Here is a 23429-nt window from a genome sequence, read left to right as displayed (position 1 = left end):
CGGAGCCCAATCATGGAAAAACGCGACGAACTCTACCGCGGCAAGGCCAAATCGGTTTACAAGACCGATGACGCCGACCGCTTGATCCTGCTGTTTCGCAACGACACGTCGGCCTTCGACGGCAAGCGCATCGAGCAGCTGGACCGCAAGGGCACGGTGAACAACAAGTTCAACGCCTTCATCATGCAGAAGCTCGAAGAAGCCGGCGTGCCGACCCAGTTCGACAAACTGCTGGGCGACAACGAGTGCCTGGTCAAGAAGCTGGACATGATCCCGGTCGAATGCGTCGTGCGTAACTACGCAGCCGGCAGCCTGGTCAAGCGCTTGGGCGTGGAGGAGGGCATTAAGCTGGAGCCGTCCACCTTCGAGCTGTTCCTGAAAAACGACGAGAAGGGCGACCCCTTCATCAACGAATCCCACGTTGTCGCCTTCGGCTGGGGCACCGCCGAGCAACTGGTCGAAATGAAGAAGCTGTCGCTCAAGGTCAACGAGGTGCTGACCAAGCTGTTCGACGACGCCGGCCTGCTGCTGGTCGACTTCAAGCTGGAGTTCGGTGTCTTCCACGGCCAGATCGTGCTGGGCGACGAGTTCAGCCCCGACGGCTGCCGCCTGTGGGACAAGGAAACCCGTAAGAAGATGGACAAGGACCGCTTCCGTCAGGGTCTGGGCGATGTGATCGAAGCCTACGAAGAAGTTGCCAAGCGCTTGGGCGTGCCGCTGTAAGGCGCCCGCACACGCAAGCGCCTGATACCACGCGGTTTTTTTGAAAATAAAGGTTTGCGTTTTCAGAATTCGCTGGTATGATGCGCGGCATTGGAGAGATGCCGGAGTGGTCGAACGGGACGGATTCGAAATCCGTTGTACTGGCAACAGTACCTAGGGTTCAAATCCCTATCTCTCCGCCATTATCCGTTAAGCCCCGCAGACCAAGGTCTGCGGGGCTTTTTCGTTTCTGGGTTGTACATAGTGTTTGTACGTAAATCTGAGCAGCTCAGCTGCCCCGCTCTGCCAGTTTGAGGGGGGGCGCTGAGATGTATGCATCATTCAAGGCGAGGGGGGGTAGGATCGCTTCCAATGGCAAGGGGTTTACTGTCCGACGGCAAGTTTTCGGCTTGTGCTTCCGCGCGGAATGCAATCCCCATGATCTCGCGGCACCGATCAACGAAAGGCTTCGCATCTTCACCGAATTTGCCCAGCATGATCCCCGCATCACCCCATAGAGCGTACATTTTCGAGAGATCCGAAACCTTCTTATGGAGCTCTTTTTGAAGGTCTTCAAGGCGTTTCATCATCCGCTGTCTGTGGCTCTCATCCAGCGACGTATTTTGTACCAAAAAGTCTCGCAGTTCGTTAATGAGGTGTTGGATTTTTGACACGTCGCCATCTGTAAACTTGTAACCGAAGCTGTCGTTCAAAGATACAGAAAACTTTTTCTTCAGGTTCTCTAATTTCTGAGTCGCGGACTGTGAAAGCAGCTGGTCTTTAGCGAATCGAAGAAAGTCCCAGATGTCTGAGCATACCTTAGGCAAGGGTCCACCGACTTTTGGCTCGTAGACATCTAGGAAGATGAGATCAGCTTCACGTAACGTTGATACAAGGGCCAAGGCTTCAATGAGCAGTGCGTGATCGTCTTCGTCGAATGTAGGCCCGATTTGATCTTCAACGTAAGAGATTATGGCGAGAGTTCCATTCAGCGGGTCAGCCTGAGCCGTCTGGATGTAAGCGGAAGGGATGTTCATACGCGTCCATTGTCGAGGAGTGAGACGGATAACTTTGGCATAAGTCAGGCTATGTTGGAATGGGGCGAGGTTGGCGTACATTCCCGCGTTTCAAAGCGCCCATCCAGCCAAAGCCAGCGATGGTGGCGGTGCTGTTGTGAGCTTTTCTAAGGCTTGCGAGATGGGCTGTACAAGCAAGTCCAGTAGGCGTCTGTCGAACACAGCTTGCGTGATCAGGCGGATGCCCGCCCAGGTGTGAGATCTAGGGCACCTTTATTAGTTGTTAGCTTCGAGACTTTTCAAAGCGAACATCACCCTCAGTCAAGTTCTTCACAGGCTGCCAGCCAAGGTGCCGATAGAAGCCACATGCACGGCTCGCTTGAGCTGTCTCTAACCAGATCGTTTGATGGTGTTGAAAGAGGAACGTCTCTGCTTGCTCCATGAGTCTGCGGCCCAGCCCGTTTCCCTCAAATCCGGGTAGAACGAAAGCGGCAAACACACACCCGCCCTCGACATCGGCCATAGAAAAACCTACAGGGGCACCATTGACCTCGGCAATCCAAGCACAGGGGGCCTCTAAAATGGCCTGCCTTACCGTAATGGGGCTAATTCCCATTGCGGCTAGCTGCTCACGGGATAAGTGATTTTCGTGCACGCTGGTTCGAATATCAAAAATCGCATCAATATCCGCTAGGTTGGCGAGTCTGATTGAGTGGTTCATATTTGGTTTGAGCCTCTAAGCGGGCTTCCTTGAATTCATAGGATCCCTAAATTCCTCAGTCGGTATTCCTGTTCCCTGCACCGCTGGGTCAACCGAAGGATTGTGACAACTCATCGCTTCAACAGAGTCAGTCGGGCTGCTACAGCCTTGCTGTCAAACAAGAGGGTGGCAGCGATACGCGGGTTGACAGACCGAGGACTCCGGAGACTCAGCGCACACAAGGTGCCCTACGTACCACCGCCATAAGGGTTGCACGTGTGCGGAGAAGGGTCGGCCTGTCAAAGCCGGTCGTTGATCTGCAACGGCCCGCCGAGACTAGAACGTGACCTGCTCCGTCGCAACCGTTTGAGCAGCGGAGCAGTATGTTTCGGAAACGGCCTACAAGTAAGGGGATTAATCTGAGTTCAGAGACCCAAAAGTACCGATCGAAGCGATCCCCTGCCGCTCAACCCTCCGCAACATTTTGTCTTGATCTGCCATTCACCACCTGCGCTACAATGCCGCCCTCTGTTCGCCACTCACGCCCGGGCAACACGCCGTAATGACTACGCGCGCCGGGCGATGAACGCTTCCTGACATGGATTCGTTGGATGCTTTGCGCTTCGCCATACCTACCCATCACTGTTCGCTCATCCGTGGCGTCGCCTTCTGCGGCTGCCACTTGCGCCCCTCTGCAAACCCACCACACCACGCCCACGCTGCTGCCCGAAGGCTGCGGTTCACGGCTGTGCGTCCACTGGAAAATGGAGTGATCCACGTGCATAAGAAATTCATCGCCTCCCTCTTGGCCGTCGCCATCGCCTCGACCACCGCCTGCGCCCAGCTTGGCATCAGCAAGGAACAGGCCGGCACCGTGATCGGCGGTCTGGCGGGTGTTGCCATCGGTTCGACCATGGGCAGCGGCAACGGCAAACTGGCGGCTGCCTTGATCGCAGGCGGCATCGGTGCCTACGTGGGTAACCGCATCGGCAACATGCTCGATGAAAAAGACCAGCAGGCCCTGGCCCTGCGCACCCAGGAAGTGCTGAGCCAGCAACAGGCCACGGCCAGTGCACAGCCGGTGACCTGGAAGTCCGACCACTCCGGCGCCACCGCGCAGATCGTCACTGGCAAGACCTACACCAAGACCAAGCAGGTCGAGGTCAAGCGTGCGCCGAAGATCCAGGCCGTTCCGTCGATGAAGCTGATCAACGAACCCTACGTGACCACCAGCGACAACCTCAATGTACGCGCCGCGCCCAACGCCAAGGGCGAGAAAGTCGGCAGCCTGAAGAACCACACCGAATTCACGGCCGTCGGTTCAACGGGCGACTGGGTGCTGGTAGGGCGCAAAGGCGTGACGGTCGGTTACGTGCACAAGGACTACGTCGAGCCCAAGGCACAGGCCGTGGCCAAGCGCGTCACCCCGGCGGTGAACCTGGATGAGCTGGACGTGGCGACCAGTAGCGAAACCAAAGGTTTCGACTTGGACACGCTGCAGAACCTGCCTACCCAGACCGTCGCTGCCGAAGCGGCTTGTCGCCCTGTGACGGTCAGTCTGAAGTCCAAGGAAGGCAAGACCGAACAGGAACAGAACACCTTCTGCAAACAGGCCAATGGCACCTGGGAACTGATTTGAGAACCTCCATGAAAAAGCACGCCCTTGCGCTCGCCGTGATCGGTGCTTGCGGTCTGGTACCGCAGGCTTTCGCCCACGAGCTGGCGTTTTCGAAGAAGGACAATATCAAGGTCGAAGTGCCCGGTGAGGCCGCGACCTGGTGCAAGCCCGAGGTCGAGCTGACCATCACCCGACCTGTCTGGGACAACCCGGACATGCTTTCGGGCTTGCTGAACAAGTTGCCGTTCGTGTTCGCCAAGGACTGCTCCACGGCCAAGGTCAGTTGGAAAGCGGTCGATGACAAGGGCACGCTGTATGCCAGCGGCGCTGGCACTGCCGGCAACCTGGGCCTGATGAACCTGGCTGCTGCACCTGCCGCAGCCACGGCGCCAGCCCCCCAGCAGGCTCAAACGCCAGCGCCATCATCTGCGCCAGCACCAGCAGAGGCATCCGCACCTGCCGCTACGCCTGCGCCTGCCGAGGCCCCAGCACCGGCCGTGGCGGCTGCCCCAGCGCCGACCAACAAGCCAGAACCGGCCGCTGTCCCCACCCCAACCCCAGCGCCCGCACCTGAACCGGCGGCAGCACCTGCCGTCGCGCCCAAGGTAGCCGGCGCAGCCGTCGCGGCTGCGCCCACCTCGGACTATGGCCGTTCAGTGGTGCTGAAGAACAACAAGCTGATGCAGATCACCGATGCGGCGGGCTGCAAGTGGGTGCTCAATAGCACCATCATCAGTGAGGGCGATACCCTCACGTTCGGCACCACGCCGGCCATGCCCTGTCCGGCTTCCGGCTTTGGTGAGGGCAATTTCGAAAAGATCAGCTGGAAAGCCGAAGGCACCTACCGCGGCAACGACTGGAATCGTATCTACGTCCACCCCAGTGCCTTGATGTTCAGCAAGCGTTACGAGGCGGCGGTCAAGGACAAGTCGGTCAGCTACCTCACGGCCGAAGCGGACCAGGTGGCGTTGCTGGTGGGCGAAATTCCCGATCGGAACATGAAGGTGTACCTGGCGTTCTCCCGGCCTACCTACGGCGCTGTGGGGCCTTTCCTCGCCGACCCGTACTACGTCGCCGTAACCCCGGACGACGCCTTCGCCCTGGACCCGGTGAAGTACAAGGAGACTGCGCTGCAGGTTTTCGACCTGATCAAGAACGCATCGCCGAGCACCACCGACGTGGCAGACCTGCTCATCGTCAAGGACCTGTCGGCCATTTCCAACAGAATCTGGGGCAACGATGACCAGAAGATCGTGCGCAACCGCATCGGCATGAGCCGCCAGGGCTTGTACTTCGATGTGCGCAGCGGCGCCAACTGGGCGCAGCAGCGTGAGAAGCAGCGCGTGCGGGAAGCCCGCAATCGTCAGCAGCAGTTGGCCTGGGAACACACCCGTGTGCTTGAGCGTTACCAGCAATTGCAGGAGCGCATGGGGGAATTCAAGGGGCGTGAAACCGAGGCACTGGCGCAGATGGCCGGCATCAAGGTGCGTTACCCTTCGCCGCTGCAGCAGCAGGACCCTACGTCGTCGCAGAACGTGACGCCGATGATGGTGCATGTCACCGGCAAGAAGGGCGAGTTCTACACCCTCGACTACCCAGGCGAAGGGCGTCTGGTTGCCGAGCAGCAGTACCCCGAAGGCTGGTACGTGGCCCAGGTGGCCAACGCTACCCCTTACTACCCGCTCGAAGACGGTCGCGCCATCCCTACCTACCGCGCCTACAGCGTGGGCGAGCCGAAGGCCTGCGAGCAGGAGCGCTGCGCCGACCGCGTGTCCTATGGCGCCGTGCTGGCCAAGGAATTCCCCAATGCAGGCATCGACTCCAACTGGACGCCCGAAGTCTCCCAACAGTTTGTGAACGACTGGAACAACGCGTCGGCACAGGTCCAGTGAGGCATAACCCATGATCAAGCAGATGAACGCAAAGCAGAAGTTGATTGGCGGTATGGCGGTCGTGGCGGTAGCGCTCGGCGTCACCTATGCCGTGGTTTCGAGCAGTGGCAAGAAGCAAGCCATGGCGTACTACGAAGATTTCAAGGAACGCTACTTCCTCGAAGACGTGCTATCCGAAGGCGACATTTCGTACTCGGCACTTTCCGGTAACCTGACAGTGGCCGACCCGGAGATACGTGTGGCCGCCGTGCAGACCAACGGCGCGCAACAGTTCATGCGCAGCATGGCCGGCTTAGTGGCCTCGATGCGGGGCATGGACATGCAGGAGGGCCTGGGCAACTGGGCCGAGTACCAGATGAACGCACTCGAATCACGCTACGTGACCGGCGTTTTTCTAAAGGCTGATGCGTTGAAACTGTCGCACAGCGGTGACAGCAAGGACGGCGAAATCCATGTCCAGTTGCTGGGCATGCAGATGGCCGATCCGTATATCGCGGCCCAGGGCCAGGACATCGTCCGTGTCTGCGATGTGAGCGACGAAATCCAGCCGGGCGCCGAGCTGACGGCCAACGGGCGCGCGTCCCAGGCGAAGATGCCTTGGGGGGTGAACCTGGCGGCGCGCCAGCCGGTCACGGGCGCTTTCCTGGTCAACAGCACGGGGCAATTCGGGACCAAGATCGATCTTGACCTCACGCTGCAGCGTTCAAGCGATGGCGAGGGCGTTATGACGTTCGTGGTCACTCACCGCAACGACGGTTCGAAGGTGGGCGAAATCGTGCGCAAGGCCACCTTGCAATCCATGCCCGAACTCGATGATGTGCAGGAACAGTTCAAAGCAGCCCTGGGCGGCCAGATTGTCGCCGCCTTCAGCCCGCCTTCTGGTCTGGCCATGTTCAGCGGCGCAGTATCGGACTTGGCGCGCAAGGCCAAGGTGGAGCGCTATGAGGTCAGCTATAGCGGGTTCAAGCCCATGCGTACGGCATTCGAAGCCTTCCAGCACACCACGCCCAACGCCAAGTTTGCCGACTTCTGCCAAGAAGTAGGGCTTTCAACCTGGAGCAGCGATTTTGGCACCAAGGCCAAGCAGCACAGCGATTCGGAATGCGCCATTGCGCAGAAGCTGGCGGCCGGGGACGACTTCGAGGAAACCTACACCTTCAAGGAAGGCAAGAGCCTGTACGCCGCGTTGTTCGTGAGCAAGGCGTATGAGCTGGAGACGAACTAGGACGTTGTCGGGGCGGGCCTTGTGCAAACCGCAAGCATGCCGGGGCCGTTTCACGGCCCCATCGCGGCAGCCCCAGGATTGGAGCCTCGCCGCTAACATTGCCGAGACCGCGTTGCGGTCTATCGCGGCCGTTACCCCCCTGGGCGTCACTCATCTACCAAACCCGCTCATCCCCCACATCCTCAAGCACCTGCCCCAAATCCAGCTCAACAGACAATGCAATCAGACTCGCATTTCCATCCTCGCCCTCCGGCCATACCGTCACTTGGGTATCCGCTGCCAGCAGAAGCTGGTCGCCGCTTTTCATCATCTGCTGCGTGCCATCGGCCTTGATGACCCTCAAGCCACCGGCGGTTGCGAACAAAAGCAGGTCGTTGATGGTGCTCAGCCGGGCCGCAGCGCGCAGGTGTCGGTACTCCACGATCCAGCCGTCGGCCAGAAACGTCTTGCTCAGCTGGTAGTTCAGCGAGCATTCCAGCGACAGCTCACCCAGTGCCGCGATCACCTGCTCCTGTGGCAAGCCCTTGGGCATGAGGCGGGCAAACTCGCTCAGGTTTTCCAGTGTCACGTGTTTATGAGCAGGGCTCATGCCGGTGTCCTTGTAGATTCGATGCGCTCAGGCACAGGTGCAATTGAGGTCGACGTCACGCCACAAGCGTGATGGCGACGTGCGCGGCGATGCCTGCCGCCACGCTGAAAATCAAACTCCGGGTGAAGTAGGCCACGATCACCACCGGCACTGCGGCCAGCATGTCGGCGTTCACTGCCATCAGCGAGCCGTCCTTGGCCATCAGCAACGCAGGCACGGTGATACTGGCGATGATCGCCACAGGCAGGTACTCGATGACATCGTTGAACACCTTGGGCGTGCCCTGCATTCGGAACAGCAGGGGCGTGGCCCGGGTGAAGTAGGTGATGGCCATCATCAAGGCCACCGCGCCGATCAGGTATTTTTCTTCAGGCATAGGCCTACTCCACAGCCCACGGCCGTCGCCACGAACACATTCAAAGGGGAGGGGTACAGCGCGTTGAGTAGGCAGGTCGCGGCAATCACCACCAGGGCGACGATCAGCTTGGGCCGGCTGTTGCACAGCGACACGAGCACGAAGATCATCATGGCGGTCAGCGCGTAGTCCAGCTTGAACGCGGAGAAGCGGCTCAGCGCATCGGAGGCCACGGCGCCGAGCAGGGCGCCAGCAATCCAGCTGGCATGGCACCAGGTGTTGAACTGCAGCAGATAGCCAGGCGGGGTGTACTTGCCGGCTTGTAGCCGTTGGCTGTGCAAGGCGAACGATTCGTCGGTCAGGCCAAAGGCATACATCAGCTTTTGCGACCGGGAGATGCCCAGCCCATCGCTCTGCTTGGCCATGTACATGGCCATGAGCATGTGCCGCGAATTGATCAGCAGCGTCGACAACGCGATGGTCAGCAACGGCGCACCCGAGGTGATCAACGCCAGCGCCGCAAACTGCGCGGCGCCTGCGTAGACGAATACGCACATCGCCACCGGGAGCCACAAGGGCAGCCCGGCATTGATGCACATCACGCCAAACACGAAGCTCACCACGAAGTAGCCGGTAATTACCGGCAAGGCATCGACGAAGCTTTCCCTGCGCGAGACCGGGTGCAAGGCGAGGTCGGTCATAGATCGACCTCGCAGGTGATCTCGCCGCGCGTCTGGCTGAAGCCCTGCCGGTTCCAGAAGCGCACCGCCGACGCATTGTCCTGGTCGATGAACAGGAACACCCGGCGGATGCCATGCTGACGGAAGTCGTTGAGGATCGAGGTGGTCAACGACGTGCCGATGCGGCTGTGGCGATAGTCCGGCGACACGGCCAGGTGGTTGATGGTACCGCGCGTACCCATCGCCCCTCCGGCCACGGCTCCGATGATCGCCCCGCTGTGGTTTTCCGCCAGGTAGCAGAACGTGTTGTCATGGCTCAACAGGCCCTTGAGCAGGTCCTCGTTTTGCCAGTCACAGAAGGCAATCTCGTCGAACCGCTTGAGGAAATTGACCAGGCGCGTGGCATGAAACGGCGTGGCCTTCTTGATGGTCAGGCCGTTCATGCGGTCGGGCACGGCAACGCTGCGCGTTGCCTGCTCAAGGCTATTTGACAATGTCATGTTCGGTCCCCGGCCGGGAGAAGGAGATGGCGATGATCTGCCGATAGCCCATTTCCGATTCGCTGGGGTTGGTGGCCGGTGTCACGTAGTGCTGCAGCTCGCGGTCGAGGAAATACGTGGTGTCGAGAATTTCCTGGTAGGTGCCGGAGTCGATCACGTTCGACTGTTTGTCGTAGACCTTGCTGGTGGCGCCTTCGATGTTGTGGCGGCCCCAGAAGTGCACGCCGCTGAAAGGGTAGCCGTCGCAATGGATGCCTTCGGGCGTGATTTCGATCTGCTCGCCGGGCTTGACCTCGATGCGGATCTGGTGAACCTGGCACTGCCAAGGCACGTTGTGCAGTTCTTCAGGCAGCACGGCCTTGTACACGTCGAAGTCCAGCTTGATCAGGGCTCGCAGCACCGGTGAGTTGAAGACATCGCTGGACACATCGTCAAAGTGGCGCCGCATGCCGCCCACATACTGGTTATGGGCCTCGGACTGCTCATAGGCACGGTGTTCGAGCTGCTGCAGTTCGCCGGTCGCCGGGTTGAAGTCGAAATCGCTATAGCGGCGGTAGCGGGTACCCTTGTCGGCCTGGCCGTAGTACTTGTCCACGCCCATGGTTTCCCAGGTCTTGGAAAACGCTACGAAATGGCCAAACCCGCCATTGAGTGCAAAGTCGTTGCCCAGCACGTTGACTGTCTTGTTCAGGCGCAGTGCGTCATCAATATTCCGTTTGAGTGTAAGCATTGGCATCTCTTCCCGTTGAAATCTGGGCGCCAATCTAGCAGGCGAAATGATGGCAGAAACTTCACTTTTTTTTGAGGTGCCTCAACCGCCGCTTGGTGCCAGCCGACGTACTGAGCAGACAGCGGCGGCGGTTGTGCGTTATCCTCCCAGGCCTTGTTGCATGCGGGCTTGAGCGCGTCTTGGGAGGGGTGTCGAATGGATATCAAGGTGCTGCGAAACATCGCCAATGTCGCGAGGACGGGGTCGATCACCGATGCCGCCGAGCAGGTCCACGTCACGGTGCAGGCACTGGCGGCGCAGTTGAAAAAGCTGGAGGACCATTGCGGCTTCAAGCTCTTTGACCGCACCAACAAAGGCGTGTCGTTGACGCAGGAAGGGGTCGGGATCCTGCCCCATGTGCTGGAGATCGTGCGCTGCTCCGAGCGCATGCAACTGAAAATCAAACAGCTGCGCGAGCGCCAGAGCCAGCCCTTGCGGGTCGCCCTGAACAGCACCCTGTCGATGGAAATCAACCAGCAGATCATGGCCGGTGTGGCCAGCAATCTGTCCGGGTGCAGCCCCATCTTCAGCTGTTCCGAATCCCCCGACAACCTTACCAAGCTGGCCAAGGGCGAAGCCGACATGGTGGTGATCCTGGGCGACAGCATGCCCGAGGGGTTCTACTCGGTTTCGCTCAAGGGCCTGCGCATTGAGGTGGTGGCCTGCTCGGTCAGTGCCGACACCGCCCCTTCGGTGGTCATCAAGCCGTTGCCCGAATGCCCGTACGCCTCCATTTTTTCGCGTTTCGCCAACCATCAGGGCGGCGGGCTCGAGGCTGCTACCGTGTTCCATTCCGGCAGCGAGATCGTCAGCGTGTCGATGATCAAGAGCTTCGGCGGCATGGGCGTGCTGTCGCGGGCCGTGGCCGAGACGAACGACCTGCACATCTGGGAAGGGTATTCCGAATACCTCGATGTGTACCTGGTGATGAAAGAGCCATGGATCGTGGAGGAGGAGTTTCCTCAGTTCTACCCCAAGACAGCGCCGATGCACGCCTTCGAGTCGATCAATGCCTGAAGCGCCGTCAGCCTGAGACAACCTGTCGTCTTGCGCTTGGCCGCCCAATTTGTTTGTGCTGGCATTTCGGTTACAATCGGAAAAACGATTCAGTGATGTAGGTCAATGCGACAAAAGCCTGATTCGTTTTCCGGTTCTCTGGCTGCTGAACAATGATCAATAACAAGCCTGCGCTGAAGAACACGCGTTACCTGGGTCAGCCACAGGCCCACCTCCGTTCTCCTGACTGGAATTGATCAATGTTCAAGAAAGCTGGCAAGACCTTGCTGGGTCTGGCTGTCGCTGCAACTGTCATGCACGCACACGCCGCTGAAACCAAGAAAGTCGACGTACTGTTGGTCGGCGGCGGCATCATGAGCTCCACCCTGGCCGTCTGGCTGCACGAGCTGGAGCCAAGCTGGTCGATGGAGATGGTCGAGCGCCTCGACGGCGTGGCCGAAGAAAGCTCCAACGGCTGGAACAACGCCGGTACCGGTCACTCCGCACTGGCTGAGCTGAACTACACCCCCGAAGACAAAGACGGCAACATCAACATCTCCAAGGCCATTGAAATCAACGAAGCCTTTCAGATTTCCCGTCAGTTCTGGTCCTGGCAGGTACGCCAGGGCGTGTTGAAGAACCCGCGCGCGTTCATCAACACCACGCCGCACATGAGCTTCGTGTGGGGCGACGACAACATCAAGTTCCTGAAGAAGCGCTATGAAGCGCTGCAGGCAAGCCCGCTGTTCCGTCCGATGCAGTACTCCGAAGATCACGCGCAGATCGCCAAGTGGGTCCCGCTGATGATGGAAGGTCGTGACCCGGCCCAGAAGCTGGCTGTCACCTGGACGCCAATCGGCACCGATGTGAACTTCGGCGAAATCACCCGCCAGTTTGTCGGTCACCTGCAGACCCAAAAAGGCTTCGACCTGAAGCTGTCCAGCGAAGTGCAGGACATCAGCCGCAACAAGGACGGCTCCTGGCACGTCGAGTACAAGAACCTGAAGGACGGTAGCAAGTCGGCTACCGATGCCAAGTTCCTGTTCATCGGTGCTGGCGGTGGCGCGTTGAAGCTGCTGCAGAAGTCCGGCATTCCGGAAGCCAAGGAATATGCAGGCTTCCCTGTGGGTGGCTCGTTCCTGGTGACCGAGAACCCAACCATTGCCATGCAGCACATGGCCAAGGCCTACGGCATCGCTTCCACCGGTGCGCCGCCCATGTCGGTACCCCACCTGGACACCCGCGTGCTCGACGGCAAGCGTGTGATTCTGTTTGGCCCATTCGCGACCTTCTCGACCAAGTTCCTGAAGAACGGCTCGTACCTGGACCTGCTCAGCAGCACCACCACCCACAACCTGTGGCCAATGACCCGCGTGGGCATCGACCAGTACCCACTGGTGGAATACCTCGCAGGCCAGCTGATGCTGTCTGACGACGACCGTTTCGACGCCCTGCGCACCTACTTCCCGAATGCCAAGAAGGAAGACTGGAAACTGTGGCAAGCCGGTCAGCGCGTGCAGATCATCAAGCGTGACGAAGAGAAGGGCGGCGTGCTGAAGCTGGGCACCGAAGTGGTGGCCTCTCAGGATCGCACCATTGCCGGTCTGCTGGGCGCCTCGCCAGGTGCATCGACTGCTGCGCCGATCATGCTGAACGTGCTGGAAACCGTGTTCAAGGAAAAGGTCGCTACCCCAGAGTGGCAGGCCAAGATCAAGGAAATCATCCCGAGCTACGGCACCAAGCTGAACGACTCGGCCGCTGCTACGCAGAAAGAGTGGAACTACACGGCCGAAGTGCTGCAGCTGGCCAAGCCGCCGGTCATCGACGAAAGCGTCGGCACCAGCGTCGTTGCGCCAAGCCAGCCGGTTGAAAGCAAGCCTGAGAACGACATGGCCCTGTAACTCACGGCCCTGACGTAATCGAAAGCCACGGGGGTGACCTCGTGGTTTTTTTTTGCGCGGTTAGACAGGCAGGGCTTGGCCAAGATCGCGCCCGCGCAGGCACTCGGCAGCCTTGATGGTGCGCGAGGCGATCGCTTGGGGAAACCTGGGCAGGGCGCAGGTCACTCAGGCCTGCCGCAAAATGCAGTCCAGCAACCCCGGGAAACGCTCGTCGAGCATTTTGCTGCGCAGTGAGTTCATGTGCGTGGTGCCCACGTTGCGGGTGTGTACCAGCCCGGCGTCCCTCAACACACGAAAATGGTGGGACATGCTCGACTTGGGCCGCCCTCCGTCCAGCTCGCCGCAGCTGGCCTCGGTCACCCCGGCAAGATGGCGGACGATGCCCAGGCGCACTGGGTCGCTCAAGGCGTACAGCACGCGTTCGAGAATTAGATCATCAGGATTGGGATGTTTGTAGGCTCGCATGGTCTGCATGATACCGGGGCTTTTCATTATTGCCATAGTTCGATTATGATCGAACTACAGTATTCAATGATCCTGGAGTGTTCCATGGCAGCCTTGTTCGAACCCTATACCCTCAAAGACGTTACCCTGCGCAACCGCATCGCCATCCCGCCGATGTGCCAATACCGCGCTGAAGACGGCATGATCAACGACTGGCACCACGTGCACCTGGCTGGCATGGCCCGGGGCGGCGCCGGTCTGCTGGTGGTCGAGGCCACGGCGGTATCGCCCGAAGGCCGCATTACCCCAGGCTGCGCCGGTATCTGGAGCGATGCCCACGCCCAGGCGTTCGTGCCTGTGGTGCAGGCGATCAAGGCGGCGGGCTCCGTCCCAGGCATCCAGATCGCCCACGCCGGTCGCAAGGCCAGCGCCAACCGCCCATGGGAAGGCGATGATCACATCGCGGTCGATGATCCACGCGGCTGGGAAACCATCGCCCCGTCGGCCATCGCCTTCGGTGCCAACCTGCCCAAGGTGCCGCGCGCCATGACCTTGGACGACATCGCTCGGGTCAAGCAGGACTTCGTCGATGCAGCGCGCCGCGCACGCGACGCCGGCTTTGAGTGGATCGAGCTGCACTTTGCCCACGGTTACCTAGGCCAGAGCTTCTTCTCCGAGCACTCCAACCAGCGCACCGATGCCTACGGTGGCAGCTTCGAGAACCGCAGCCGGTTCCTGCTCGAAACCCTGGCAGCGGTACGCGAAGTGTGGCCTGAGCACCTGCCGTTGACCGCTCGCTTCGGGGTGCTGGAATACGATGGTCGGGACGAGCAGACGCTGGAAGAGTCGATCGAGCTGGCGCGCCGCTTCAAGGCGGGCGGTCTGGACCTGCTCAGCGTAAGCGTGGGCTTTACCATTCCCGACACCAACATTCCATGGGGCCCAGCCTTCATGGGCCCGATTGCCGAACGCGTGCGCCGCGAAGCGGGTATCCCCGTCACCTCGGCATGGGGCTTTGGCAAACCGGAATTGGCAGAAGCGGCCGTACGTGCCGAACAACTGGACCTGGTCTCGGTCGGGCGTGCGCACCTGGCTGACCCGCACTGGGCTTATTTCGCGGCCAAGGAGCTGGGGGTGGAGAAAGCTGCATGGACCTTGCCAGCGCCCTATGCACACTGGCTTGAACGGTATCGCTAAGGGTCGCGGTCAGGGCGTTTGAAGTGCCACCTGCGCCTCGGCGAAGCACTGCTCGGCAATCGCCGAGCGGGGCTCGCTGCGGCGCAATAACAGGCCCACCGGGCTGTGGATGGCAGCATCGGTGACCGGCACGATGCGCAGGTGCTCGCTAAGGCCTTCCAGGCCGCACCCCAGCGGCATGATGGCGCAGCACAGGCCAGTGGTGATGGCCTGGATCAGCTGGAAGCTGGAGTCGCTTTCCAGTACAGCGTTCGGTTCCAGGCCGCGGCTACGGAAGCTCAAGTCAAGCGACTGCCGGTAATGCATGCCCTTGCTCAACAGGCCCAGCGGCGTATCGCCCAGTTGGTCCCAGTGCAGGCTTTGGGCCTCGAACTGAAAATGCCGGGTATCGTGCAGCAGGCCCATGGTAGTGGTACCCAGCTCGATGACGTCGAAAAACTGCGTGTTGACCTGGTCCAGGTAGCAGATGCCCAAGTCCAGTTGATTACGGCTCAGACCGTCGATCACCTGCTCGGAGCTTAGGGAACTGAGTTCGAAGTGCAGGCCCGGGTACTTGGCCCGCAACGGCAACAGCAGTTGCATCGGGTTGAAACTGGCCAGCGGCACCGTGCCCAGGCGCAGGCTCCCGACCACCTGACCGCGGCAATGGGCAGCTTCGGCGTGCAAACCGTCATGGGCGGCCAGCAGGGTCCGCGCCCAGGCCAGAATGCGTTCGCCCGCCTCGGTGAACCCTTCGAACCGCTGACCGCGCTTGACCAGCACCAGGTCCAGTTCGTCTTCCAGGTTACGCAGGCGCATGGACAGCGTGGGCTGGGTGATGTGGCACAACGCAGCCGCCTGGCCAAAATGGCGAGTCTGGTCCAGGGCGATGAGAAACTTCAGTTGCTTGATATCCATGCCTGCGCCTGCTAAAGGGTTACGCCGACAGTAACGTACCGTGGCGATAGATGCCATCGATCGAGCCGTTTGCGCTATCGATTGGACGCTGGCAGCGCCTGTTACTAGCGTGGCCGTAACCCCACTGCAAGGAGCTGTGCTGTGCGTGTTCAACCCAATGCGGTTTTCGTGCCGCTCAACATCGCTGTCTTGACCGTCAGCGATACCCGCACTGTCGAGAACGACACATCAGGTGCACTGCTGGCGGATCGCTTGGTGCAGGTGGGGCACCGCCTGATTGCACGGGTTCTGCTCAAGGATGACGTCTACAAGATACGCGCCCAGGTGGCGACCTGGATTGCCGACGAGCAGGTGCAGGCAGTGTTGATCACCGGTGGAACAGGCTTTAGTGGCAGGGACAGCACCCCGGAGGCGGTCGAATGCCTGCTCGAACGGCGCGTGGACGGGTTCGGCGAGTTGTTCCGTGCGCTGTCCATTCTGGATGTCGGCGCCTCGACCGTGCACAGCCGCGCCTTGGCAGGGCTGAGCAATCGTACGCTGGTCTGTTGTCTGTCAGGTTATACCGGGGCCTGTCGTACTGCCTGGGAAGGCATTCTTGCCGAACAGCTCGACGCCCGGCATCGGCCTTGCAATTTCGTCAAGCATTTGCGGGTTTAGCAGAGCGTCGTGCCTATCAAGGCTCTCCGGCTCAGCAGCATCCACCGGCCGCTAAGCGGCTTTGCCGGGGCGCCGAACTGGCTGCGCGCTAGCCCCGATTGCTCGCAGCCGTCAAGGCACGTCGGCGACTGGTCAGTTGAAAGGAATCACCCCACGTGCCTGAGCGTAGGTCAGGTTGCCACGGTGAATACGTAACTCCTCGCCCATGGCAGCGCTTCTGACCTGTTCCCTGTAACCCAGCTTGCGCTGCCGCCACAGTTTCAGATGACCTTTGCCGAACGCCGTCGGCGCGGCACCCGCATCATTGAAGTGAAAGTGCGCGGCCCACAGCGGCTTGCCGCGCTCGCTGCCCGGCGCTTCGAGCACATCGATGCGGTATTCATCAAGATAATCTTCGGCCAGTGGCTGCCGCGGCCCCTGATAGGTCACACGTAACAGCCCTTGCTTGTGCAAGTAGTGCAAGCCTTCTGCGCTGGGAAAGCGTGTGGTGCTGTGCAGTTTGACCAGCATCTCGCGTTTACCCTCGCGCAAGCTCACCAGGGCATCGTCCAGGCGCTGCAGCAGTTCAGATTCAGCTTCGCTGTCGGCGAGCTGATCCCGCAGTGTCTGCACTTCCCCGATCTGGGCATCGAGCATTGACGTCAATGAATGGCTATCGACATCTTCTTCAACCAGCTTGCGCGCGTTGGCAAGTACGTTCTGATTCTGAGCAAGCATGCCTTCAGCCAGCGCTTGTTCCTGACGCTCGCTCTCCGGTGTAGGCGCTCTGGGTGGCGATGAGGTGCCAGCAGCTGGCAGTTTTTCGACCCACGTGCCACTTTCCCGGGTAAAGGTATGCAGTACAGTCTTGCTGAAGGTCCCGCGAACTTGCAGCACAGGCTGCCCCTCTACGATCGACTCCGAACCGATCACCGTCTGGCCGTTCGCTGTTGTAGCCACTTGTAACGCCTGGCGGGGATAGACCGGCCGGGTGGTGGAGTGCTGCTGGCCGACGGCCTGCTCCCGCAATGCGGTAACCAGCGCGTCGCCCGCCATGGTCTTGAGCTCGACCATTTGCTGCCGATACGCCTCCAGGCGCCCGATATCCACAAGTTCGCTGCCCAGCTGGGCAATGCGCTGACTGTTGAGGATGGCCGCCGAATATTCATCCCAGGCACTCTGCAGAATGTCGATACGCTGAGCAGTCTGCAGATCGGCGAACATGGACAGGTGGTGAGAATTAGCGGCCACCCGCAGGCGCTCCCCAGCGAGTGCAGCCCTGAACACCGCATAGTGCGAATAGTCTTGCAAGGCTTCAAAACGCAGCGCCAGCTCAACCAAACCCATGGCTTGGAAGAACCGTATGTTTACCGTGGTAGTGGTGCGCGTTTCGATGATCTGGGCAACGGTCCTGTCCGTTTTTCGAATGCTCGGTGCCGTCATGTCCAGATCGGTAACGGCAAGCAGCCGATCAAGCGCCGCTGTATATTCAATGATCAAAGGCTGGTCGATAACCATGCTTTCAAGTACTTCACGGTACTGCTCATACGCAGCTTGCCGCTCCTGCGGCAAGGCGTCATTGAGCGCCGTGGTCAGTCGATCGTACTCGGCGAACCTGCCGGTATACAGCTGCTCTTCGATGATGAACTGCGCATAACCAATCAAATTGCGCCTTACATCTGCCAACGCTCGCCGCTGTTCTGGTGCATTGCGGGTGCTTGCCATATAGCTACGGTCATCAAGCAGCGCAACCATGTTGCGCTCGGCCTCAAGGAAGTTCTGGAAAATGCCTACAGCGGATTCGATACGCTGGTGACGCAAGTCCTTTATCTGGTCCAGCAACTCCGTATGCCGTTTGGCGAACAGACTGGTTGCCCGCTCGAACTGAGCACGCTGTTCAGGATCTTGCGGCGGCGGTTGCTTGAGCCGCTCTTCCACTTTCAGCCATTGCGCACGAGCAGCCTCGATACGTTGGCGCAAGCTTTCATATTCAGCGGTGCCTCTGTCAGCGTTGTCGAGACTTTGTTCGACCGCCCGCTGCGCCGCCCGGATCCGGGTTACCAAGCGTTCGCGCAATCGCTGCCGGGTGCTTGAGCCGGGTCGGTCCCCGCCGCCTCGCAGTCGCGTGTCGATACGCCAACCTTGTGAGTCACGCCTGATCGGTGGCCCCTGCCTGCCATCCGGGCCGATGATGCGGGTAAGCCCATCGGCAGACTCGACCGCATAAACTTGTCCTTGCAGCCGCACATAGAGCCCATGCTCAAGTTCATACAGCCCGTCGAGAGGCCCTTGCTCGATCGCCGATTGGCCCTCCAGGCTTACCGAGGCCGCCATGGCGTGCAGTTGCGTGCGTTGAGCGCCGGACAGCGCGTCGAAACCCTGAGCGCCCCGCCACGAAAAATCGAGTTGAGTGGTCGCTTGGGCCTGCAGCGCCTCGACAGGAGCCACACTGCCCGGCTCAGGCAGCGGCAACGGATCGGCATCGCCGCCCAAGCGGATCGAAGCTGCATCGACCGTCAGTGCAGTTGCCCCGGCATGCGGCGGCTCGGTTTTGGGCAGCTGTGCATGGATCAACACCATCAGTGTGTTGTTGAGCAGATCCACCACAGCTTGGGTTCGATCCGTAGCGCTGCCTTCAAGCAGCAATTTCAGGTCTTCGGCTATGGCATTTATACCGATGTACAGCAAAGCAATCGAAGAGATCGGCCCCGGGAGCACGGGCGCGACCACGTTAAGCAATTGCCAGGCGAACGTCTTGATCGACCGCCAGCGTACCTCACTGTTGCTCATGGCACTGCGATCGGCCAGTTCGAGCAGCATCGCGCGCCTGGCTTCGAACAGGTTCGCATCAATGTCATCGGTCCAGAACGTCAGGGCGGGTTCGACCGGGGCCGGTTTGTCCAGGTGCTCATACGGGTCGAACACCCAGTGCGGCAGGTGAGGCTCTTTGAAGCCACCGTTGTCGTACACGTCGCGGTGCGTTTGGTCCAGCCAAGCCAGCACGCCTTCCTGCACGCGGCCGGGCCGGGCAATCTCCTGCATGAGGGCTTGCGGGTTCTTGAACTGTTTGAGCGCACCTTTGTACATCGGGCATACAGCAACAGCGCGCCGCTATCGGCCACCTGAATGACAAAGAAACCGTGCGCCTTGTCGATCAGCTGCGAGTCGGGCGAGCGCTTGAAGGCCAGGGGCGCGATGGCCAATGCTTGCTCATCGCTTGCGGGTACACGGCAGAAACTGGCCACCGCCTCATAGCTGTGTGGGTCGATATGCCGGGCACAGAGTGCGTAGGCGGCATCGAGCATCAGCCCCCTTCGCCAGTGCGCGGTAAAGGCGGCGAGGTGCGTGGCTTTGTACTGTTCATCCCCAAGCAAGCCATCGAGGTAGCGCGGGTAGTTGCCGCCTATGTCAACAGTGGCAACCAATTGGCGCAAGTACTCGGGGTCAAGCCAGGCAGGGAGCTCTTCATGAGTGCGATGGGCTACAGCTGCCACAGGGCTCGCGCCGGTTGCCTCAAGGCGACCGATGGCGTACTCGGTCAAGGTCAGCGTTTTGCTTTCTATCAGCTGTGGGAACCCCAGCCCATGGCCGTCATTGGCGTAGGTATTGACGGTCAGTATCAACTCGTCCGCGTCGAAGGCGCCGTCAGCAGGATGATCGGCCAGCATCTGTTCACGCAACGTGTGCCGTGCGTAGGTATGCAGGTCGTCCGGCTCTGTGGGGCACTGGGCATTGCCCTGGGAAGCTTGTAACACACAGACGTCCAGCAGCGCCTGCAGATAGCGGCTCTGCCCGTTGAAGTCGGCGTTCAAGAGCTTCTCAGGCAACTCTATGGCCAGCTTTTGAATGGGCAGATCGGCCAATTGGGCGAAGAACGGCGAGGGGTCGACCACGGCCTGGTAGGCCGAGGCCAACTCATCTACCGTGTTCAGATCGCTCAACCGTACGCGGTTCAATCGCGACAACAGGATTTCGAGCAGCACGCTGGACAACAAGGCAAACGCGTTGCCGTCGGCTTCGTAAAGCGCCCACGAAAAACCGTCGTCGGTCTCCGTCAGCCTGTGTTGCGTCTGCAAGTAGGCACCAAAAGCGTCTAGTGAACTGAAGCCTTTCACACCGCCTGCGCTCGTGCACCAGAGTGTCACGTTGGCCACTTCGCTACTGGCGCTCACCAGCAGCCCAGGCAGCAGTTCACGGGTGCTGCCTTGGTCGAGGCGCCGATGTATGCGTACGGCGTGCACAGCGAAACCTTCAGTTCTTTCGAGAAGCAGATCGTTCAAGCACCGGCGCTCATCGGCGGTCAATGTCTGATCGGTCAGCCCACTCAGAAGCTCAGCGCGAAACACCTGTTGAACCCAAGTGTCGTGATCATTGCCGTTGCCTGCATTCCAGTAATCGATCTGAGCCTGTTCAAAGCACGCATGAAGGGTCGGTAGAAACGCGTTGAATGCGTCGTTCAGCGTGCCGGGGTCGACGAAATCATCATCGGCTGTTTCGCACGCGTCGGGGATGGCAAAAAAACGAAGCGGTGGTTTAAGGCTGAAGCGGTCCTGGCTGGAAAAGTCCACCGGCGCATTATCAAGAAAGTGTTGCAGTACAACGTCGACAAGCGGGGTGACTGTCCAGTAGCCGTCAATGTGCCAGCGAAGAAATTTCAGTGGCTCAGCACACTTCATGTCGGGGCGGTGAACAGCCACCTTGGGGTAATGCGCGATGATAAGGTTCATCAGTTGCTCACCTACCACCTGGCGCAAGGTGGGGCGGCTTGCAAAGCGCAGGGCGACGGCACGATTGAGGTCATGTGCAGGTGGAGAGGGGAGGGCAGAGGGCATGCGTGGAGCTCCTTGTGGGTTCTTTCCACAATGTTCCAAGCGTGCCACGGCACTCGGTGCTATCTATATGCTGCACATCGGTCCCAGGCCTTTGGCTGCGCCCAGGCACGACGCGTTGCTGTCCACTCTTGCCCGGCAGGCTGGACCAACATTCTTCGAATAAGTCAAGAACCGACCTGTTCAAATCCCTCGCACCGTGCTACAAACTGGTTAAGCAATGATCTAGCTGCTTGATAACGAAGGGAAAATCATGACGAAGTCGGAGCTGATCGAACGTATTGTCACCCATCAAGGGCTACTCTCGTCCAAGGACGTAGAGCTGGCCATCAAGACCATGCTTGAACAGATGTCACAATGCCTTGCTACCGGTGATCGCATCGAGATCCGCGGTTTTGGCAGCTTCTCGCTGCATTATCGGGCACCACGGGTAGGTCGTAACCCCAAGACCGGCCAGTCGGTCAGCCTCGAAGGCAAGTTCGTTCCGCACTTCAAACCCGGCAAGGAATTGCGTGATCGGGTCAATGAAGAAGACGAGGCCCATACCTGATTCCCTAGGAGCAACCCGATGCGTAACCTCAAGCGTGCACTGGCAGCTGTCTTCGTCCTGCTGCTGGCGGCTGTAGTGCTGTTCTTCGTGCTGGAAAACCAGCAGACCGTAGCCTTGACCCTGTTTGGCTGGGTTGCGCCACAGGTGCCGGTGGCAGTGGTGGTGCTGGCCGCGTTGATCATTGGCCTGGCCGTTGGGCCTTTGCTGGGCGCCTATGGTGTGCAGCGCAGCAAGCGCAAAATCCGGGCTTCGGCCCGCGAAGCGGCGCTGAGCGGCAGGTGAGGATTTTTCTTATAGTGCTTTAGGAAATGTCTGCCTATTAAAGCCACGGTCACCATGGACTAATTGCCCACTTCGTTTTAGCCCCGGCGAGAGTGCGCAGCATGGATTACCCCGGCCTAACCCACCATGGCGCTGTACGCGGCGTGACGGGTTCCTGCCATCAGCTTCATCTTGGCCCTGGCGTCAGCCTGCTGGTCGACTGCGGTGCCGAGCAGGGCGCCGATGTAATGCCGGGTGCGCAGGGCAGCGCGCTTGGGTTCGACATCACCGGCATCCAGGCCCTGATCGTCACGCACGTGCACCTGGACCACGTAGGCCGCATTCCGGCATTGCTGGCCAAGGGGTACCGCGGCCTTATCTATTGCAGCGAGCCCTCTGCCAAGTTACTGCCCCTGGTGCTCGAAGACGCCTTCAAACTCGGCATCGACAGCGCACCTGCCCAGGTAGCCCGCTACATCGCCCTGGTGCATAGTCTGATCGTGCCCTTGCCCTTCGGGCACTGGCACGCCGTGGTTCAGCACCCGCAGGTGGCCTGCGCCATCCGCTTGCAGCGTGCCGGTCACCTTTTGGGTTCTGCCTACGTCGAATGCGACATCCAGCACGGGCCAAACAACACGCGCTATGTATTTTCAGGTGACCTGGGCCCCGGCAACGATCCCTTGCTGCGCCCCTTGCAGCCCCCGGAGCGTGCCGATGTGCTGGTGCTGGAAAGCACCTATGGCGACCGCCTTCACCCACCCACGGGTGATCGCATTCAGCGATTGGAAGCGGCCATCGACCGCGCGCTGGCCGATCACGGCACCTTGCTGATCCCGGCCTTCAGCCTGGGGCGCACCCAGGCACTGCTCCATGATCTTGAAGATGTCCTGCACCGCAAGGCCCTGCTGGGCAAGACGGGCCCCTCGCCACAAGGCGAACCCGTGGATTGGTCGCAGCTGCCGATCATTCTCGATTCGCCCCTGGCTCAGCGCATCACCCAGGCCTACCGCGACCTGCACCCTTATTGGAACGAACAGGCCAGGGCGCGCTTGGCAGGTGGCCGCGACCCGCTCGCATTCGGCCAGCTGATCAGCGTAGACACCCACGCCCGCCACCAGCAGGTGGTCAACTACCTCAAAAGCACCGGCCGGCCCGCCATCGTCATTGCAGGCAATGGCATGTGCTCGGGCGGGCGCATCGTCAATTACCTCAAGGGCATGCTGGGCGACCCCAGGCATGAAGTGATGTTCGTAGGCCACCAGGCCAAGGGGACGCCTGGGGCGGTGATTCAGGCCAGCTGTAGGGCGCCGGGTGTGGTGCAGGTGGAACTGGAGGGGCGGGGTTACGCTATCGCAGCCAAAGTCCTGAACGCGTCGGGGTACTCGGGGCATGCCGACCAGGCGGGGTTAGTGGCGTTTGCAACGGGGATGATGCAAGCACCCCATGCGGTGGTGCTGGTGCACGGCGAGCGCACAGCAAAGGTTGCCTTGTCCAAGGCACTGGCACGCTGCTATCGGCGCCTGCAATGGCCCACGAAGATCAGCATTCCGGAAGATTAGGCAGGCAGGGGTGAATTATTTTCTGGGTTTGAACTCTGATGGCACGGTTTGCAGTCACGTCGCAGGTGAGTATTTGCGAGGGTTGCGCGCAGTCCACCTTAGCCGGTGCATCG

21 protein-coding genes and 1 tRNA gene are annotated in these 23429 nt (G+C 60.2%); 12 read left to right on the top strand and 10 right to left on the bottom strand.

What is annotated here, in order from left to right:
* Window positions 1-12 precede the first annotated feature (12 nt).
* Together purC and ACF8R3_RS11970 are read left to right on the top strand one after the other, a co-directional pair.
* Window positions 13-723, top strand: coding sequence for a phosphoribosylaminoimidazolesuccinocarboxamide synthase (gene purC, locus ACF8R3_RS11975; RefSeq protein WP_016498342.1), 711 nt, complete (start codon window positions 13-15; stop codon window positions 721-723).
* Window positions 724-815: 92 nt separating this feature from the next.
* Window positions 816-905: transfer RNA gene (locus tag ACF8R3_RS11970), tRNA-Ser, on the top strand.
* A 135-nt stretch (window positions 906-1040) separates the two neighbouring features.
* Here ACF8R3_RS11970 and ACF8R3_RS11965 read toward each other — a convergent pair.
* Both ACF8R3_RS11965 and ACF8R3_RS11960 read right to left on the bottom strand, forming a co-directional pair.
* Complete coding sequence (locus ACF8R3_RS11965) at window positions 1041-1739, bottom strand: hypothetical protein (protein WP_392515658.1); 699 nt, start codon at window positions 1737-1739, stop codon at window positions 1041-1043.
* 262 nt (window positions 1740-2001) lie between these two features.
* Entirely contained in the window at window positions 2002-2439 is a 438-nt protein-coding gene (locus ACF8R3_RS11960) for a GNAT family N-acetyltransferase (RefSeq protein WP_392515657.1), read from the bottom strand.
* A 757-nt stretch (window positions 2440-3196) separates the two neighbouring features.
* On the opposite strand from ACF8R3_RS11960, the gene ACF8R3_RS11955 reads away from it, so the two are divergent.
* Genes ACF8R3_RS11955 through ACF8R3_RS11945 form a run of 3 tightly spaced genes read left to right on the top strand, consistent with a single transcriptional unit; the run spans window position 3197 to window position 7153 of the window.
* Window positions 3197-4057 carry an SH3 domain-containing protein gene (locus ACF8R3_RS11955; RefSeq protein WP_145255009.1) on the top strand — a complete coding sequence of 287 codons (861 nt, stop codon included), beginning with the start codon at window positions 3197-3199 and terminating at the stop codon, window positions 4055-4057.
* 8 nt (window positions 4058-4065) lie between these two features.
* Window positions 4066-5928: a hypothetical protein gene (locus ACF8R3_RS11950; protein ID WP_392515656.1), complete on the top strand. Its 1863-nt coding sequence runs from the start codon at window positions 4066-4068 to the stop codon at window positions 5926-5928.
* A 10-nt stretch (window positions 5929-5938) separates the two neighbouring features.
* Window positions 5939-7153, top strand: coding sequence for a hypothetical protein (locus ACF8R3_RS11945; RefSeq protein WP_392515655.1), 1215 nt, complete (start codon window positions 5939-5941; stop codon window positions 7151-7153).
* A gap of 154 nt (window positions 7154-7307) precedes the next feature.
* Here the strand turns inward: ACF8R3_RS11945 and ACF8R3_RS11940 are convergent, their stop codons facing one another.
* Genes ACF8R3_RS11940 through ACF8R3_RS11920 form a run of 5 tightly spaced genes read right to left on the bottom strand, consistent with a single transcriptional unit; the run spans window position 7308 to window position 10007 of the window.
* Window positions 7308-7742, bottom strand: coding sequence for a hypothetical protein (locus tag ACF8R3_RS11940; RefSeq protein ID WP_182139794.1), 435 nt, complete (start codon window positions 7740-7742; stop codon window positions 7308-7310).
* A gap of 55 nt (window positions 7743-7797) precedes the next feature.
* The gene (locus ACF8R3_RS11935) at window positions 7798-8118 is read right to left on the bottom strand and encodes an AzlD domain-containing protein (RefSeq protein ID WP_023536306.1); all 321 of its coding nucleotides are present in this window, start codon (window positions 8116-8118) and stop codon (window positions 7798-7800) included.
* A complete protein-coding gene (locus ACF8R3_RS11930) occupies window positions 8097-8798 on the bottom strand; it encodes an AzlC family ABC transporter permease (RefSeq protein WP_027914243.1) in 702 nt (233 codons plus the stop codon). Before ACF8R3_RS11930 ends, ACF8R3_RS11935 begins: the two co-directional genes overlap by 22 nt.
* A complete protein-coding gene (locus ACF8R3_RS11925; protein WP_145129942.1) occupies window positions 8795-9277 on the bottom strand; it encodes an N-acetyltransferase in 483 nt (160 codons plus the stop codon). Before ACF8R3_RS11925 ends, ACF8R3_RS11930 begins: the two co-directional genes overlap by 4 nt.
* The gene (locus ACF8R3_RS11920; protein WP_182139795.1) at window positions 9261-10007 is read right to left on the bottom strand and encodes a 2OG-Fe dioxygenase family protein; all 747 of its coding nucleotides are present in this window, start codon (window positions 10005-10007) and stop codon (window positions 9261-9263) included. The genes ACF8R3_RS11925 and ACF8R3_RS11920 overlap by 17 nt, the downstream gene beginning before the upstream one ends.
* A 195-nt stretch (window positions 10008-10202) precedes the next feature.
* Here ACF8R3_RS11920 and ACF8R3_RS11915 point away from each other — a divergent pair, with 195 nt between their 5' ends.
* Together ACF8R3_RS11915 and mqo are read left to right on the top strand one after the other, a co-directional pair.
* Window positions 10203-11063, top strand: coding sequence for a LysR family transcriptional regulator (locus ACF8R3_RS11915; RefSeq protein ID WP_144967166.1), 861 nt, complete (start codon window positions 10203-10205; stop codon window positions 11061-11063).
* A 239-nt stretch (window positions 11064-11302) separates the two neighbouring features.
* On the top strand, window positions 11303-12943 hold the full coding sequence (mqo, locus tag ACF8R3_RS11910) for a malate dehydrogenase (quinone) (RefSeq protein ID WP_058638482.1): 1641 nt from the start codon (window positions 11303-11305) through the stop codon (window positions 12941-12943).
* Window positions 12944-13108: 165 nt separating this feature from the next.
* Here the strand turns inward: mqo and ACF8R3_RS11905 are convergent, their stop codons facing one another.
* The gene (locus ACF8R3_RS11905; protein ID WP_078478144.1) at window positions 13109-13444 is read right to left on the bottom strand and encodes a helix-turn-helix transcriptional regulator; all 336 of its coding nucleotides are present in this window, start codon (window positions 13442-13444) and stop codon (window positions 13109-13111) included.
* A 48-nt stretch (window positions 13445-13492) separates the two neighbouring features.
* On the opposite strand from ACF8R3_RS11905, the gene xenA reads away from it, so the two are divergent.
* The gene (xenA, locus tag ACF8R3_RS11900) at window positions 13493-14584 is read left to right on the top strand and encodes a xenobiotic reductase XenA (protein WP_027914248.1); all 1092 of its coding nucleotides are present in this window, start codon (window positions 13493-13495) and stop codon (window positions 14582-14584) included.
* 9 nt (window positions 14585-14593) lie between these two features.
* Here xenA and ACF8R3_RS11895 read toward each other — a convergent pair whose 3' ends face one another.
* The gene (locus ACF8R3_RS11895) at window positions 14594-15481 is read right to left on the bottom strand and encodes a LysR family transcriptional regulator (RefSeq protein WP_196127463.1); all 888 of its coding nucleotides are present in this window, start codon (window positions 15479-15481) and stop codon (window positions 14594-14596) included.
* Window positions 15482-15622: 141 nt separating this feature from the next.
* Here ACF8R3_RS11895 and moaB point away from each other — a divergent pair, with 141 nt between their 5' ends.
* Window positions 15623-16138: a molybdenum cofactor biosynthesis protein B gene (gene moaB, locus ACF8R3_RS11890; protein ID WP_078478147.1), complete on the top strand. Its 516-nt coding sequence runs from the start codon at window positions 15623-15625 to the stop codon at window positions 16136-16138.
* 2849 nt (window positions 16139-18987) lie between these two features.
* On the opposite strand, the gene ACF8R3_RS11885 is transcribed toward moaB, so the two are convergent.
* Complete coding sequence (locus ACF8R3_RS11885) at window positions 18988-20949, bottom strand: dermonecrotic toxin domain-containing protein (RefSeq protein ID WP_392515654.1); 1962 nt, start codon at window positions 20947-20949, stop codon at window positions 18988-18990.
* Window positions 20950-21199: 250 nt separating this feature from the next.
* On the opposite strand from ACF8R3_RS11885, the gene ihfB reads away from it, so the two are divergent.
* From ihfB to ACF8R3_RS11870, 3 genes are all read left to right on the top strand, one after another.
* A complete protein-coding gene (ihfB, locus tag ACF8R3_RS11880) occupies window positions 21200-21496 on the top strand; it encodes an integration host factor subunit beta (RefSeq protein WP_056807345.1) in 297 nt (98 codons plus the stop codon).
* Window positions 21497-21514: 18 nt separating this feature from the next.
* Complete coding sequence (locus tag ACF8R3_RS11875; RefSeq protein WP_078478149.1) at window positions 21515-21778, top strand: lipopolysaccharide assembly protein LapA domain-containing protein; 264 nt, start codon at window positions 21515-21517, stop codon at window positions 21776-21778.
* 101 nt (window positions 21779-21879) lie between these two features.
* Complete coding sequence (locus ACF8R3_RS11870) at window positions 21880-23316, top strand: MBL fold metallo-hydrolase RNA specificity domain-containing protein (RefSeq protein WP_392515653.1); 1437 nt, start codon at window positions 21880-21882, stop codon at window positions 23314-23316.
* Window positions 23317-23429: the final 113 nt, after the last annotated feature.

It is taken from the genome of Pseudomonas sp. FYR_7 (assembly GCF_043106155.1).
Taxonomy (GTDB): Bacteria; Pseudomonadota; Gammaproteobacteria; order Pseudomonadales; family Pseudomonadaceae; genus Aquipseudomonas; species Aquipseudomonas parafulva_B.
This window is presented reverse-complemented; position numbering and strand designations above follow the sequence as displayed.